This window comes from Amycolatopsis pithecellobii, from assembly GCF_009707865.1.
Classification (GTDB): Bacteria; Actinomycetota; Actinomycetes; order Mycobacteriales; family Pseudonocardiaceae; genus Amycolatopsis_E; species Amycolatopsis_E pithecellobii.
Window position 1 is genome coordinate 130,544 of sequence record NZ_WMBA01000008.1, and the last position, 13,982, is coordinate 144,525.

Below are 13,982 nucleotides of genomic sequence, written 5' to 3' on the forward strand. Positions count from 1 at the left end.
GTCAACTGATCGCAGGGCACTATCGCCTCGTTGAGCACATCGGCAGCGGTGCCATGGGCGTTGTGTGGCGTGCGGTCGACGAGCGCCTCGAGCGGGCCGTGGCGGTGAAGCAGATCCTCGCCCAGCCAGGAATGTCCGAGGCCGAGCGCAGCAGCATGCGGCTGCGAGCCATGCGGGAAGCCAAGAACGCCGCGCGTTTCCAGCATCCCAACGCGATCGTGGTCTTCGACGTGGCGGAGCAGGACGGCGACCCATGCCTGGTCATGGAGTATCTGCCGTCGAAGAGTCTGTCGGCGGTGATCTCCGAGCAGAGCACGCTCCCGCTGGGTCAGGTCGCGAAGATCGGCGAGCAGGTCGCGTCGGCGCTGGTCGCCGCGCACCGGGCCGGCATCGTGCACCGCGATATCAAGCCCGCCAACATCCTCATCGACGAGCACGGCACCGCGAAGATCACCGACTTCGGCATTTCCCGCGCCGCCGGTGACCTGACGCTGACCCAGACGGGCCTCATCGGTGGCACCCCGGCGTATCTCGCGCCGGAACTGGCCCGTGGTTCGGACCCCGCGCCCGCGTCGGACGTCTTTTCCCTCGGCGCCACGCTGTACCACGCGCTGGAAGGCCAACCGCCGTACGGCAACAGCACCAACCAGCTCGCGCTGCTGTACACGGCGGCGAACGGCCAGGTCATCCCGCCACGCCAGTCCGGTAAGGCGACCGCGCTGCTGATGAACCTGCTCCGGGTCGAGCCGGAGGAACGCCCGACAATGGTCGAAGCCCGGGAACGGCTGGCCGCGCTCGCGTCGGGGGAACCAGAGACGACCGCAGGCACTCGCGTGTCGCCACCGTTGTACGGCGCGGGGCCGAAACCGGTCGCGGCCAGCGTGGCGACCGAGCAGCCGCCCGGCGAGCGCCCGCCGTGGGCCCGCACCGTCGCGCCGCTGCAGCCGCAGTCGCCCCGGACCCCGACCGCGGCGTTCATCCCGCAGTCAAGACCGGCGGGCCAGGCGGGATCGGCCCCGGCCACGGCCCGACGCAGGACCATCCTCATCGGCTCGATCGCCGCCGCGGTCGTCGTGGTGGGGGTCGTGCTCTTTCTTGTGCTCAACCAGGGCGGTTCGCCCGCCACGAACAACACGCAGTCACCACCAAGGAACAACCCCGGGACGTCCGCACCCCCGTCGAGCTCCGCCCGCCCGGTCAACGCGGCCCCGCTCGGGCAGACGGAGAACACCGGCGGCACCCCGAACTACGGGCAGGCGGGCAACACGGTCAAGGCGTATCTCGACGCGGTCGGCACCTCGAGCGCGTGGAGCCTGCTGACCCCGGCCGCGCAGGATGTCTACGGGTCGATGGAGAACTTCCAGTCCTACTGGGCCGAGCACAAGATCGACTCGTACCAGCGGATCCTCGCCGATGCCGGGCCGAATCCCGACGGTTCGGTCGACATGTACGTGACCGTCAACGGTAACCGGGTGCATTGGCGGATGGTGAATACCGCCCAGGGCCTGCGGATCGACGCCAACACGCAGATCGGTTGATGGCCTACCGTGAAAGGTATGGCCGAAAGCAACCGGTTCGACGAGGACCTGATCGGCCTCGATCCCGACGACCCCGAGGTCAAGGCGTTCGCCGCGCATCTGGACCGGATGCAACGCTGCGAGCCGGGCTTCACGATCGAGGCGTCGCTGGACCGCGTCGCCGATTTCGCGGAGTCCTCGAGCCGGGCGGGCGGACTGCGCTGGTGGGTCGCGGCGACGGTCGCCGTGCTCATCGTGTTCGGGGTGGTGGTGGCCGCCTGGGACATCATCGTGCGGGCGATCGCGTGGCTGGGCGCCGGGTAATCTGGGAACCATGGAACCTGTCACCGGAACCGCCCCGCGCGTGGTCAAGTCGGAGCAGGAATGGCGCGAGCAGCTGAATCCGCAGGAGTACGCGGTACTGCGTGAGGCCGCCACCGAGCGCCCGTTCACCGGCGAGTACACCGACACCAAGACCGAGGGCGTGTACGAGTGCCGCGCCTGCGGTGCCGAACTTTTCCGCAGCGACACCAAGTTCGAAAGCCACTGCGGCTGGCCGTCGTTCTTCGACCCGGCCGACACCGATGCCGTGGTGATCCGCGAGGACCGGTCCCTGGGCATGGTGCGCAAGGAAGTTCTGTGCGCGAACTGCCACAGCCACCTTGGCCACGTCTTCGAGGGCGAGGGTTACGCCACGCCGACCGACCTGCGCTACTGCATCAACTCGATCTCGCTGCGCCTCAAGCCGCAGGAGTAGCTCACACGACCTCGACCGCACATGGCAGGTCCGGTGCCTTGCTGAGCCGCACGTCCACCGTGAGCAGGGGAAGCTCCAGCCGGGCCGCCAGCGCGACGTAAAGCGCGTCGTAGAAGCGCACGCGATCTCGCAATTCCCACGCGTCCCGGGCGAGTGCACCGACATGCGCATACCGTGCGTCGACGATGCTGTCGAGCGAGCGTAAGGCCGTTGCCGCGGTCTCCGCCCGCAGCTGACCGTGGAGCACCTTCCGCCGCAGCACGTCACCGACCTCGGCGTCCACCAGGTGCGGGGCATTCACCCCTACCGTGGCAAGCCTGCTCGCCAGCTCGGCACCCTCGCCGGTGCGCTCGCTGACGGCTTTGATGATGGCGGACGCATCGACGACGAACTCGATCACCGCGGCGAGTCCTCCTCATCGGGCCACGGTCCTCGTACCGCACGCAGATCCTCGAGGATGCTCTCACGCGTCACACCGGTCCCGGTGTCCTTGGACAACATCTCTCGCACGGTATCGAGCGCGGCCTTCTTGCGCGCCCGCTGGGCGATTACGGTCGTCTGCTCCCGCATGTAGGCCTGCAGCGACTTCCCTTCTGCCTTTGCGGCATCACGAATAGCCTCGTATGCCTCAATCGGAACGTCACGGATCTGAATCGTCGCCATGACTCCAGCATAACAGCAGTAGCGCTAAAACAGCGCTACTGGACGCGGCTGGTCGCGCTACGGCAGAGCGGCGATCAGCTCGGCGGGCGGCACCCGGGTACCGGTGTAGAACGGGACCTCCTCGCGCACGTGCCGCCGCGTGTCGCTGCCGCGCAGGTGCCGCATCAGGTCCACGATCCGGTGCAGCTCGTCCGCCTCGAAGGCGAGGATCCACTCGTAATCCCCGAGCGCGAACGAAGCCACGGTGTTGGCCCGCACGTCGGGGTAGTCACGGGCCATCTTGCCGTGCTCGGCCAGCATCCGGCGCCGCTCTTCGTCGGGCAGCAGGTACCACTCGTACGACCGCACGAACGGGTACACGCAGACGTACTTGTGCGCGTCTTCCCCGGCGAGGAACGCCGGCACGTGGCTCTTGTTGAACTCCGCGGGCCGATGCAGCGCGAACTGGCTCCACACCGGGGTCGACACCCGGCCCAGCGGGGTCCGGCGGAACCCGGTGTAGGCGGCCTGCACCTGCTCGGCTTCCTGGGCGTGCCACCAGATCATGAAGTCCGCGTCCGCCCGCAGCGCCGACACGTCGTACACCCCGCGCACCACGATTCCCTTGTCCGGCAAGGCATCCAGGTACTCGGTGGTCTCGCGCGCCGCTTCGCCGCGGTCCTCGGGAAGCCGGCCCGGCTCGACGCGGAACACCGACCACGCGGTGTAGCGAATGGTGTCGTTCAGCTCGTTGTAGTTCAGGCGCGCCATGACTTCATTTTGGCACTCCCGCGCCCCGGGCGACCGTGGAGGTGACCCGTTTCGCGGCCGCGCCCGCGGTCGCGATGCAAGCCGGGATGCCGACACCGTGCAGCGCCGCTCCGGCGACGGCCAGCCCCGGGACGTCGGCCACCGCCCGTTCGACGCGTGCCACGACGGCGAGATGCCCGACGCCGTACTGCGGCAGCCCTCCGCCCCAGCGCATCACGTGCGTGTCGAGCGGCTCCGCGGTCACCCCGGTGAGCTCGGCGAGATCGGCACGTACCAGCTTGACCAGTTCTTCGTCGTCCGCGCGGAGAGCGCCGGGTTCGCCGAACCGGCCGACCGAACCACGCACGAGCAGCGGGCCATCGCCCAGGTGCGCCCATTTGCGGCTGGAGAACGTGAACGCCTTCGCCGCCAAGCCTTCGTGGACCCCGATGAGCACGCCGGACGTGTCGGGCACCGCGGCGTCCGGAGGCAGCGCGAACGCGACGACAGCCATCGACGCGACCTCAACCTCACTGAGCGCCGCCGACGCGGTGGGCGCGACGTCGGTGAGCAGCCGCCGCGCCGCCGGAGCCGGGACGGCAAGCAGCACCGCGTCCACATCCACGGCCTCGCCGGGCAGTTCCAGCCGGAGTCCGGACGGCAACCGGGTCAGCCCGCGCACCAGCGTGTTCAGCCGCACCTGCGGCTTCGCCAGCTCGACGAGTCGCTCGACGAGTGTGCCCAGCCCCCCGACGAGCGTGCCGAACACGGGCGCCCCGCTGCCCGAGGCGGTAACGAGCGAGGCGGCGGCCTCCGTCAGCGACCGGGCGCCCTTGTCGAGCGCGGCGGCCAGCGCGGGCATCGTCGCACGCAAACCCAACCCGTCGGCACCACCGGCGTACACGCCGCCGAGCAGCGGATCGACCAGCCGGTCCACCAGCTCGTCCCCGAACCGGCCACGCAGCAGCTCGCCGAGCGCCACATCGTCGTCGAGCCGGACCGGCGGCAGTTCCGGCTCGGCCGCGACCCGCCGGCGCCCGTCCGCGGACAGCACCCCGGCGACGGCTTCGACCGAACCCGGCACGCCCATCACGGTGCTGGCGGGCATGGCGACCTGACTCCCGCCGGCGCGGATCGCGGAGCGGGCCTTCGTCGGGTGCGTGATCCTGTCCCCGAGCCCGGCTTCCTCAGCCAGGGCAAGCGCTTCCGGCCTGCGGGCGAGGAACGCCTCGGCGCCCACGTCGTAGCGCTGCCCGGCCAGCTCGATCGTGCGCAGCTTGCCGCCGAGGCGATCCGCGGACTCGAAGACGGTGATCGTCGCGTCGTCACCGAGCGAGGTGCGCAGCCGGTACGCGGCGGTCACCCCGGAGATGCCGCCACCGACCACCGCGACGTGCATCACGGCTCCAGCTCGTGCACCAGCTCGACGACCCTGGTGAGGACTTCGGGATCCGTGCCGGGCAGCACGCCGTGCCCCAGGTTGAAGATGTGACCCGCTGCGGCACGGCCCTCCGCGACGACCCGGCGGACCTCCGCCTCGATCACCGGCCACGACGCGCCGAGCAGCGCCGGGTCGAGGTTGCCCTGGACGGCGGGCGCGGGCGAGCCGTCGGCGGTCAGCCGCCGCACTGCCTCGTCCAGCGGGATCCGCCAGTCCACCCCGACGACGTCCGCGCCGGCCTCGCGCATCGCGGTGAGCAGCTCACCGGTCCCGACACCGAAGTGGATCCGCGGTACGTCGTAGTCCGCCAGCCCGCCCAAAACCTTGGCCGAATGCGGCAGCACGAACTCGCGGTACTCGCGCAACGACAGCGCGCCCGCCCACGAGTCGAACAGCTGCACCGCGTCCGCACCGGCGTCCAGTTGCGCGCGCAGGAACGTCAGCGCCACGTCGGCCAGCCGTCCGGCGAGGGTGTGCCACAGCCGCGGGTCCGAGCGCATCAGCGCCTTGGTGTGCTCGTACGTGCGGCTCGGGCCACCTTCGATGAGGTAGGACGCGAGCGTGAACGGCGCGCCGGCGAACCCGATCAGAGGGGTGGTCCCCAGCCGCTCCACCAGCAATCCGACGCCCTCGGCCACCGCGGTGACCTGCCGCGGTTCGAGCACGGGCAGGGCCGCGACCGCGTCCGCGGTGCGAATGGGCGCCGCGACGACCGGCCCGGTGCCCGGCACGATGTCGATGTCGACACCGGCGGCGAACAGCGGCACCACGATGTCGCTGTACAGGATCGCCGCGTCCACCCCGTGCCGCCGGACGGGCTGCAGGGTGATCTCCGCCAGCATCTCCGGGTCGAAGCAGGACTTGAGCATGGGCACGCCCTCGCGCAGCGCGCGATATTCGGGCAGGGACCGGCCCGCCTGGCGCATGAACCACACCGGGACCCGCGGCGGCTGCCCGCCGCGGGCGGCGACCAGCAGGGGTGCGGCGGACAGGTCACGCTGCGCCGGGCGCGAGGGGGCAGAAGTAGACATCGGTTTCATCGTGCCACGCGCCCCGGCGGCGCTTTCTCTCGGCGCGTCTACGCCTTCGGCCCCGCGATCCGTCCTAAAGTCGGCCAGTGACCGCGATGACGCAAGCGCCCGAGGAGTTCCGTGTAGCCGTCGCGGCGTTGCAGGCCCTCCGGCCCCGGCCGGAGATGACCCTGGAAACCGTGCGGGCCCCCCAGCGGCTGGCTCCGTGGGCGCACGCGCTCAGCTGTGAGACCACCGGCCCCGCCGACGTGCTCGCCACCGGCAGACTCGTGCTGCTGCACGATCCGGAGGGGCAGCCGGCCTGGCATGGCACGCTGCGACTGGTGGTCTACGTCCGGGCCGAGCTGGACCGTGAGCTGGCCACCGACCCCTTCCTGCCCACCGTCGGCTGGTCATGGCTGACCGACGCGCTGGAACATTCGGGCGCGGCGTTCACGGCGCTCGGCGGGACCGTCACCGAGACTTCCTCGGCTCGCTTCGGCGAGATCTCCGGACCCGCGCGGACCGACGATCTCGAACTGCGGGCATCGTGGACGCCGCTCGACGGCGGGCTCGGCGGTCACGGTGAGGCGTTCCTGCAACTCATGTCCAGCGTGGCCGGGCTCCCCCCGGTCGGCGTGACGTTCTTCGGGCACCGCCAGAGCTCTTAGCCCATTCGGGTGGCCACTCTTTCGGGGCAATCTTCCCAGATTGTCCGGTCTTCCTCTTGCGTTAGTGCGAACTGATGAATGCCCTCCCATGGCTGGACTGGCGGCAGTTAGATTGACGCTCAGGCAGATGCACAGCCCGTATGCACGAGCATCCGATGGACCACGATCTGTGCTTCATCGTGTTCGCTCCGCGAATCGTTAGCCGCATGCGGCACATTAACCCGTTCGTGTTACAAAAACACCGGTTAGTAACTACTCGATCGGGATAGATACCCGTTCGATCCCCCCGCGAACGCCCGGAGGCGGCTAGAGTGCCTCTTCGACGACACCACTTTCGGTCTAGCTGGCGCGGCTAATTGGCCGAAAGTCCCGGTGCCGGTCGGGGGGCACGACCGACTCCAGGGAGGTAGTGACGTGGCTGCCGTCGGCTTATCTCAGGCCGTCAGATCCACGCCAGCCGGTGCATTGCCGGCGAGCATGGTTCCGCACCCGCGGGAAGAGCTGTTTTCCGTGCTGGTGGTCGATGACCACCCGTTACTGAGGGAGGCTATTGCCGCACGACTCGCTCAAATGGGAGCGGGCACCGTACACGAGGCTGCCACGGTAGCCGAGGCGAGAGCGCGGGCCACCGCGACAGGTCCCTGTGACCTGGCGATCCTCGACCTCGGCTTGCCCGACGGTTCGGGCATCGAACTCGTCACGGAGCTTCGCAACCACGGCTGGCCCCGCATTGTGGTGCTGGCGTCTTCGGACGACCCGTACGCCGTCCGCTCGGCTTTCCAGGCCGGCGCGCAGGCGTACCTGCTCAAGTCGGCGTCGCCCATGGTGGTGACCGACGGGGTGCGGCGGGTCCTCGAAGGCGGCGTGTACGCCGATCCCAGCGTGGCTCCGGTCCTGGCGACCGGCACGCGGGTCCCGGGCACGGACAACACCCCGCGGGAGCTGTCCGCACGTGAGGTGGAGGTTCTCCAGCTCGTGGCGGACGGTCAGTCCAACAAGGAGATCGGCGAGGAGCTCAGCCTCTCCGCACTCACCGTCAAATCGCACCTGTCCCGGATCGGGCGCAAGCTCGGCACCGGCGACAGGGCGCAGATGGTGGCGCTGGCGATGCGCGCGGGCGTCATCCGCTGACCGACGCGGAAAGCTCTGCGGGACGGGCGCACCAGGCACGGTCCGCTCGTCCCGTAGGGTTGAAAATCGTGGAAACCGCAGATCACGGCCCAGAGGTTCCTGAACCGATCCTGTTGCAGGAGCCGGCCGAGGGAACCCCTCCCGTGATCTCCGACCCCGCTGAGCTCATCCTGGCGTGCGAGAAGCTCGCTGAGGGGACGGGGGCGATCGCGGTCGACACGGAACGTGCCTCCGGCTACCGGTACTGGCCGAGGGCGTACCTGGTCCAGCTGCGGCGTGAAGGTGCCGGCACCCTGCTCGTCGATCCGATCGCACTGGACGGCGAACTCGGCCCGCTCCGGGAAGCGATCAACGGCGAAGAGTGGGTATTGCACGCCGCCTCGCAGGATCTGCCTTGTCTGGCTGAACTCGAGCTGCACCCGGTAAGCCTGTTCGACACCGAATTGGCGGGCCGGCTGGCCGGGTACGAGCGAGTCGCATTGGGCACGCTCGTCGAGCGGCTGCTGGGCTATCGCCTCGAAAAGGGGCACAGTGCCGCCGATTGGTCGAAGCGGCCGTTGCCGGTCGACTGGCTGAACTACGCGGCGCTGGACGTCGAACTACTTGTGCCGCTGCGCGAGAAACTCGAAGCCGACCTGGCTGCACAGGGCAAGCTCGAATGGGCGCGCCAGGAGTTCGAAGCCGTGCGGATGGCGCCTTTGCCCGCGCCGCGCACTGAACCGTGGCGGCGGACATCGGGCATCCACAAGGTGCGCAGCGCACGGGGGCTCGCCGCCGTGCGGGCGCTGTGGGAGGCGCGCGACGAGCTGGCCCGCAAGCGCGACCGGGCACCGAGCCGGGTGCTGCCGGACAGCGCGATCATCAACGCCGTACTCGCCGAGCCGAACAACGTGGCGGAACTGCAGGCGCTACCGGTATTCGGCGGCCGGGTGCAGCGGCGGTACACGGCGAGCTGGTTCCGGCATCTGGAGGCGGCGCGGGCGCTGCCCCGCGAGGAACTGCCGAACCCGGCGCAGGCGAACGACGGCCCCCCGGCGGCGAACCGCTGGGCCGACAAGGATCCGGACGCCGCCGCCCGGCTGGCCGCGGCGCGGACGGCGCTGAACCGGATCGCCGAGCATCACCAGTTGCCGGTGGAAAACCTGCTGTTGCCGGACCTGTTGCGCCGCACGTGCTGGCGCCCACCCACGGACACTTCGCGCGAGGGCGTCGAGGAAGTGCTGCGTGCCGGCGGGGCGCGGCCATGGCAGATCCAGCTCACCGCGGGAGACCTTTCGACCGCACTGCAGGCGACCGCGCGCAAGTAGCGCTGTCACATCCGGCGGTGTCGCGGGGTCGACGATGCATGACCGACAACGAAGCTGTACTGATCCGCGGGACCAAGGCCGAACGCCTTGGCGCGGCGCCCAATGAGACCTGGCTGCTCGCCGATGCGGAGCACACCGGCGATGTGATGACCGTGGTCCGGACCACCCTGGGGCCGGGCGTGGATGGCCCGCCGCCGCACTACCACCGGAAATCCCCGGAAATGTTCTACCTCCTCGACGGCGCGCTGCGGGTGCTCACCGGCGACGATGTCGTGACCGTCGAGAAGGGTGACTACCTGTTGATCCCGCCGCTGATGCCCCATGCGTGGGCAGCGTTGCGGGACACCGGCGCGGACGTGCTGATCGTGAAGGCGCCGGGTACCAACCGGTTCGACTATTTCCGGCTCGGCGATCGCATCCGGCGCGGGGTTGCCGAACCGCGCGAGATCGCCGAGACCGCCGGGCGGTTCGACAACACGTTCGTCGACAACGCGGCGTGGCGGCACGAGCTGGCTACCAGGGAAGGCGAGCGAGGGCAGTACGTCCCGTTCGACCGATGATCTGCCCTTGCGGCGGTGTGACCCACTCGACTGGGCCATGACCCTGGTTACCCACGGGTAACAAGGGCTATGGTGCGGGGGTACAGCCGCTACTTCCTCAAGGAGCACACCGTGGCCGCAACACCCTTGGCGGCATCCCAGCCCCGTGCGGTACGCACCGTCGCGTTCGTCGACGGGGTGCGCACCCCCTTCGGCAAGGCGGGCGAGAAGGGCATCTACGCCAATACTCGCGCCGACGACCTCGTGGTCAAGGTGATCCGGGAGCTGCTGCGCCGGCATCCTGAGCTGCCGCCGGAGCGTGTGGACGACGTCGCGATCGCCGCCACCACCCAGATCGGCGACCAGGGCCTGACCATCGGCCGGACCGCCGCGCTGCTGGCCGGGCTGCCCAAGTCCGTGCCCGGTTTCGCGATCGACCGGATGTGCGCGGGCGCGATGACCGCGGTGACCTCCGTCGCCGGCGGGATCGGCTTCGGCGCGTACGACATCGCCATCGCGGGCGGGGTCGAGCACATGGGCCGCCATCCGATGGGCGAGGGCGTGGACCCGAACCCGCGCATCATCGCGGACAAACTGGTCGACCCGACCGCGCTGGTGATGGGCCAGACCGCGGAGAACGTGCACGACCGGTTCCCCGAGATCACCAAAGCCCGCGCCGACGCCTACGCCGCGCAGAGCCAGGAGCGCTATGCCGACGCGGTCAAGGCCGGGAAGATCGGTCCCGAGCTGGTGCCGGTCGCGATCCGGAATCCGGAGCTGGGCTGGGGACTGGCCACCGAGGACGAGCCGCCGCGCCCGGGTACGACCATCGAGCAGCTGGCGAACCTCAAGACGCCGTTCCGCCCGCACGGCCGGGTCACCGCCGGCAACGCCGCGGGCTTGAATGACGGCGCGACCGGCGCCCTTCTTGCGGACGAGGACACCGCACGTGAGCTCGGCCTGCCGGTCGGCATGCGGCTCGTGGGCTATTCGTTCGCCGGGGTCGAGCCGGAGGTGATGGGAATCGGCCCGGTGCCGGCCACGGAGAAACTGCTCGCCCGCACCGGACTGTCCATTTCGGACATCGGCCTGTTCGAGATCAACGAGGCGTTCGCCGTGCAGGTGCTGGCGTTCCTCGATCACTTCGGTCTCGAGCCGGACAGCGAGCGCGTCAATCCGTGGGGCGGCGCGATCGCCTGCGGGCACCCGCTGGCCTCCTCCGGCGTGCGGCTGATGACCCAGCTTTCGCGCCAGTTCTCCGAACATCCCGAGGTCCGCTACGGCCTCACCACGATGTGCATCGGGATCGGCATGGGCGGTTCGGTGCTCTGGGAAAACCCTGCCTACAACGGGAGTGACAAGTGACTTTCACGCCCTCGCAAGCGAAAGCGGCGTTCCCTGACGAAGTGGTGACCACCGCGGTCACCCGGCTTGTGCACGTGCCGGGGCCGGCCAAGCCGGTCGCGCTGGTCACCCTCGACAATGGACACGACCACACCCGGCCCTCGACATTCGGGCCGCAGGGTCTGGCGAGCCTCGACGCGGCGCTGGACGAGGCGTTCGCGGCTGAGCCCGCCGCGATCGCGGTCACCGGCAAGCCGTTCATCTTCGCCGTCGGCGCGGACCTGTCCGGTGTCGAGGCGGTCTCGGATCCGGCGCTGGCACGGGAAATCGCCGCGACCGGGCACGAGGTGTTCCGCCGGCTGACGGACTCGAAAATCCCGACCTTCGCCTTCGTCAACGGTGCGGTCATGGGCGGTGGGCTGGAACTCGCGCTGTCGTGCCATTACCGGACGTTGTCGGAGAACACCGCGGCCATCGCGTTCCCCGAAGTGTTCCTCGGTCTTTTCCCCGGCTGGGGTGGGACCCAGTTGCTGCCGAACCTCATCGGGCCCGACGCCGCGGTCACGGTGATCATCGAGAACGCGTTGAACCAGAACAAGATGCTCAGCGTCGCGAAGGCGGCCGAGCTGGGTCTGGTGGACGAGGTACTGGGCTCGGCGGACTATCTCGAGCAGTCCCTGCTGTGGCTGGCGAAGGTCGTCAACGGCGAGATCACCGTGCCGCGCCAGGAAATCGACCGCGGCGCCGGCTGGGACGCGGCGATTGCCCGAGCCAAGTCTATTGTGGACGGAAGGACTCACGGCGCTTCACCTGGCGCGACGAAGGCCGTGGAGCTGCTGGAACTGGCTCGTGCCAACGATCTCGACGCGGGGTACGCGGCCGAGACCGACGCGCTGGCCGAGCTGCTGATGTCCGATACGCTGCGCGCCGGGTTGTACTCGTTCAACCTGGTCAACAAGCGGGCGAAGCGGCCCGCCGGTGCGCCGGACAAATCGCTCGCGCGCACGGTGAACAAGGTCGGCGTCGTCGGCGCGGGACTGATGGCCTCGCAGCTGGCGCTGCTTTTCGTGCGACGGCTCAAGGTTCCGGTCGTGCTGACCGATGTGGACCAGGCGCGCATCGACAAGGGCGTGTCCTATGTGCACGGTGAGATCGACAAACTCCTTGGCAAGAAGCGGATTTCCCCCGACGAGGCGAACCGGCTGAAGGCACTCGTGTCCGGCTCACTGGACAAGGCGGCGTTCGCGGACGCGGACTTCGTGATCGAGGCCGTGTTCGAGGAAATGGGCGTCAAGCAGAACGTGTTCGGGGAGCTGGAGTCCTATGTGTCCCCCGACGCGATCCTCGCGACGAACACGTCTTCGTTGTCGGTCAGCGAGATGGCTTCGAAACTGAACCATCCCGAGCGGGTGGTCGGGTTCCACTTCTTCAACCCGGTCGCCGTGCTGCCGTTGCTGGAGATCGTGCGCGGTGAGCAGACCGACGACGCGGCACTGGCGACGGCGTTCGCGGTGGGCAAGCAACTCAAGAAGTCGAGTGTGCTGGTGAAGGACGCGCCGGCGTTCGTGGTGAACCGGCTGCTGCTGCGCTTCCTCGGCGAGGTACTCACCTCGATCGACGAGGGCACCCCGTTCGAGGTGGCCGACCACGCGCTCGATCCGCTCGGGCTGCCGATGTCGCCGCTGGTGCTGACGCAGCTGGTGGGCCCGGCGATCGCACTGCACGTCGGCGAGACGCTGCACGCGGCGTTCCCCGGCCGCTTCAGGGTGAGCGAGAACCTCAAGCGCTTCGTGGATTCGGGCAAAACCGCGGTGTGGCAATGGGATTCGGCGGGCAACCAGCAGGTCGACCCGGAGGTCGTCGCGCTGTGGCAGCAGGGTGACAAGGTCTCCACGGCCGAAGAGGTTCGCGAGCGCGCGCTCGCCGCGATCGCCGAGGAAATCAAGATCATGCTCGACGAGGGTGTGGTCGCGCAGGCGCAGGACATCGACCTGTGCCTGATTCTCGGCGCCGGCTGGCCGTTCTGGCTCGGCGGGATCACGCCGTACCTCGACCGCACCGGCATTTCGGCGAAGGTCAACGGGAAACCGTTCCTCGCACCGGGTGTGGCGTCGGTCCCGGCGTAAGTCGCGTATGGACCCCGCACGGCTACAGGCGTGCGGGGTCTTTCACACTGCGATGACCTCGACCGCGCGTTCGAGACCGGCAAAATCCTTACTGTTGCGAGTGACGACGGGAAGCGAATGGACCGCCGCGGTGGCCGCGATCTGCAGATCCATCCGCCGGGGCCGCGGATCTCGACCGGCCTGACGCAGGAGTGCAGCCAGAGCTCCGTACAACTTCGCGGCCGCCGTATCGAACGGCAGAACCTCTGTCCGCGCAAGCAGATCATCGAGCCGCTCGGTTCGCCGGAGCCGCTCGACCGGATCCCGGGTGTCAAGCCCGAACGCCAGTTCGGCGATGGTCACCGCAGTGACAACCGGCGTGGCGCCAGCGAGAACGCCGAGGTCGACTCCCTGGGGATCGATGATCGCTGACGTGTCGAAGACGATTCGCTTCGTCACCGCCGACGCTCCCACGGATTCTCCGGATAGTCCGGGCCGAAGATTTTGTCATCTTCCTCGCGGTCACGCCGCCACTGCGCCGCATCGATCGGCGGACGTTTTTTCAGGAACTCGATGAGCTCGCCTGCTGTTGGTCGCGGGTCTCCGTCCGCCTGGTGTGGGACCAAGTCGGCGATGGGTTTGCCGTTGCGGGTCACGACAAAGCTCTCGCCCTGCTCGACGCGCCGCATGATTTCGGCGTTGTCATTGCGCAGCTCTCGCTGCCCGATCGTTTGGGTCATGCGGCGAGGGTAGCGCAATATCCGGACA

The 13,982-nt window shown here is 69.1% G+C and carries 16 protein-coding genes; 9 read left to right on the forward strand and 7 right to left on the reverse strand.

Annotation, left to right across the window (positions count from 1 at the left end):
• Nucleotides 1-53: 53 nt before the first annotated feature.
• From GKO32_RS08145 to msrB, 3 genes are read left to right on the forward strand one after another with little or no spacing between them, the layout of a single operon-like run.
• Entirely contained in the window at nucleotides 54-1,538 is a 1,485-nt protein-coding gene (locus tag GKO32_RS08145) for a serine/threonine-protein kinase (protein WP_246243300.1), read from the forward strand.
• An 18-nt stretch (nucleotides 1,539-1,556) separates the two neighbouring features.
• Nucleotides 1,557-1,841: a hypothetical protein gene (locus GKO32_RS08150; protein ID WP_154756173.1), complete on the forward strand. Its 285-nt coding sequence runs from the start codon at nucleotides 1,557-1,559 to the stop codon at nucleotides 1,839-1,841.
• Between the two features lie 10 nt (nucleotides 1,842-1,851).
• Nucleotides 1,852-2,274 carry a peptide-methionine (R)-S-oxide reductase MsrB gene (gene msrB, locus GKO32_RS08155; protein ID WP_154756174.1) on the forward strand — a complete coding sequence of 141 codons (423 nt, stop codon included), beginning with the start codon at nucleotides 1,852-1,854 and terminating at the stop codon, nucleotides 2,272-2,274.
• Nucleotide 2,275: 1 nt separating this feature from the next.
• On the opposite strand, the gene GKO32_RS08160 is transcribed toward msrB, so the two are convergent.
• From GKO32_RS08160 to hemE, 5 genes are read right to left on the reverse strand one after another with little or no spacing between them, the layout of a single operon-like run.
• Entirely contained in the window at nucleotides 2,276-2,674 is a 399-nt protein-coding gene (locus tag GKO32_RS08160; protein ID WP_208024316.1) for a type II toxin-antitoxin system VapC family toxin, read from the reverse strand.
• Nucleotides 2,671-2,937, reverse strand: a complete 267-nt coding sequence (locus tag GKO32_RS08165) for a FitA-like ribbon-helix-helix domain-containing protein (RefSeq protein WP_154756175.1) — start codon at nucleotides 2,935-2,937, stop codon at nucleotides 2,671-2,673. The genes GKO32_RS08160 and GKO32_RS08165 overlap by 4 nt, the downstream gene beginning before the upstream one ends.
• 57 nt (nucleotides 2,938-2,994) lie before the next feature.
• Nucleotides 2,995-3,687: a hydrogen peroxide-dependent heme synthase gene (gene hemQ / locus GKO32_RS08170; protein WP_154756176.1), complete on the reverse strand. Its 693-nt coding sequence runs from the start codon at nucleotides 3,685-3,687 to the stop codon at nucleotides 2,995-2,997.
• Nucleotides 3,688-3,691: 4 nt separating this feature from the next.
• Nucleotides 3,692-5,065: a protoporphyrinogen oxidase gene (gene hemG, locus GKO32_RS08175; protein ID WP_154756177.1), complete on the reverse strand. Its 1,374-nt coding sequence runs from the start codon at nucleotides 5,063-5,065 to the stop codon at nucleotides 3,692-3,694.
• Nucleotides 5,065-6,138, reverse strand: a complete 1,074-nt coding sequence (gene hemE, locus GKO32_RS08180) for a uroporphyrinogen decarboxylase (protein WP_208024317.1) — start codon at nucleotides 6,136-6,138, stop codon at nucleotides 5,065-5,067. Before hemE ends, hemG begins: the two co-directional genes overlap by 1 nt.
• An 86-nt stretch (nucleotides 6,139-6,224) precedes the next feature.
• Here hemE and GKO32_RS08185 point away from each other — a divergent pair, with 86 nt between their 5' ends.
• The 6 genes from GKO32_RS08185 to GKO32_RS08210 all read left to right on the forward strand — a co-directional run bounded on the left by GKO32_RS08185 (nucleotide 6,225) and on the right by GKO32_RS08210 (nucleotide 13,235).
• Entirely contained in the window at nucleotides 6,225-6,788 is a 564-nt protein-coding gene (locus GKO32_RS08185) for a DUF3000 domain-containing protein (protein WP_312867650.1), read from the forward strand.
• 414 nt (nucleotides 6,789-7,202) lie between these two features.
• On the forward strand, nucleotides 7,203-7,919 hold the full coding sequence (locus tag GKO32_RS08190) for a response regulator (protein ID WP_139096005.1): 717 nt from the start codon (nucleotides 7,203-7,205) through the stop codon (nucleotides 7,917-7,919).
• Nucleotides 7,920-7,987: 68 nt separating this feature from the next.
• On the forward strand, nucleotides 7,988-9,226 hold the full coding sequence (locus GKO32_RS08195) for an HRDC domain-containing protein (RefSeq protein WP_376765933.1): 1,239 nt from the start codon (nucleotides 7,988-7,990) through the stop codon (nucleotides 9,224-9,226).
• A gap of 38 nt (nucleotides 9,227-9,264) precedes the next feature.
• Nucleotides 9,265-9,786, forward strand: coding sequence for a cupin domain-containing protein (locus GKO32_RS08200; protein WP_154756181.1), 522 nt, complete (start codon nucleotides 9,265-9,267; stop codon nucleotides 9,784-9,786).
• Between the two features lie 111 nt (nucleotides 9,787-9,897).
• Nucleotides 9,898-11,130, forward strand: coding sequence for a thiolase family protein (locus GKO32_RS08205; RefSeq protein ID WP_312867651.1), 1,233 nt, complete (start codon nucleotides 9,898-9,900; stop codon nucleotides 11,128-11,130).
• The gene (locus tag GKO32_RS08210; RefSeq protein ID WP_312867652.1) at nucleotides 11,127-13,235 is read left to right on the forward strand and encodes a 3-hydroxyacyl-CoA dehydrogenase NAD-binding domain-containing protein; all 2,109 of its coding nucleotides are present in this window, start codon (nucleotides 11,127-11,129) and stop codon (nucleotides 13,233-13,235) included. Before GKO32_RS08205 ends, GKO32_RS08210 begins: the two co-directional genes overlap by 4 nt.
• Nucleotides 13,236-13,277: 42 nt before the next feature.
• Here the strand turns inward: GKO32_RS08210 and GKO32_RS08215 are convergent, their stop codons facing one another.
• Both GKO32_RS08215 and GKO32_RS08220 read right to left on the reverse strand, forming a co-directional pair.
• On the reverse strand, nucleotides 13,278-13,673 hold the full coding sequence (locus GKO32_RS08215; protein WP_312867653.1) for a PIN domain-containing protein: 396 nt from the start codon (nucleotides 13,671-13,673) through the stop codon (nucleotides 13,278-13,280).
• Nucleotides 13,670-13,954 carry a type II toxin-antitoxin system Phd/YefM family antitoxin gene (locus tag GKO32_RS08220; protein WP_154756182.1) on the reverse strand — a complete coding sequence of 95 codons (285 nt, stop codon included), beginning with the start codon at nucleotides 13,952-13,954 and terminating at the stop codon, nucleotides 13,670-13,672. Before GKO32_RS08220 ends, GKO32_RS08215 begins: the two co-directional genes overlap by 4 nt.
• Nucleotides 13,955-13,982: the final 28 nt, after the last annotated feature.

What these genes read in the sequence shown, in the direction of transcription:
- hemE (WP_208024317.1), bottom strand. Translation starts at nt 6,138, where the DNA reads ATGTCTACTTCTGCCCCCTCGCGCCCGGCGCAGCGTGACCTGTCCGCC.
- GKO32_RS08200 (WP_154756181.1), top strand. Translation starts at nt 9,265, where the DNA reads ATGACCGACAACGAAGCTGTACTGATCCGCGGGACCAAGGCCGAACGC.
- GKO32_RS08145 (WP_246243300.1), top strand. Translation starts at nt 54, where the DNA reads ATGGGCGTTGTGTGGCGTGCGGTCGACGAGCGCCTCGAGCGGGCCGTG.
- GKO32_RS08220 (WP_154756182.1), bottom strand. Translation starts at nt 13,954, where the DNA reads ATGACCCAAACGATCGGGCAGCGAGAGCTGCGCAATGACAACGCCGAA.
- hemG (WP_154756177.1), bottom strand. Translation starts at nt 5,065, where the DNA reads ATGCACGTCGCGGTGGTCGGTGGCGGCATCTCCGGGGTGACCGCCGCG.
- GKO32_RS08150 (WP_154756173.1), top strand. Translation starts at nt 1,557, where the DNA reads ATGGCCGAAAGCAACCGGTTCGACGAGGACCTGATCGGCCTCGATCCC.
- hemQ (WP_154756176.1), bottom strand. Translation starts at nt 3,687, where the DNA reads ATGGCGCGCCTGAACTACAACGAGCTGAACGACACCATTCGCTACACC.
- msrB (WP_154756174.1), top strand. Translation starts at nt 1,852, where the DNA reads ATGGAACCTGTCACCGGAACCGCCCCGCGCGTGGTCAAGTCGGAGCAG.
- GKO32_RS08165 (WP_154756175.1), bottom strand. Translation starts at nt 2,937, where the DNA reads ATGGCGACGATTCAGATCCGTGACGTTCCGATTGAGGCATACGAGGCT.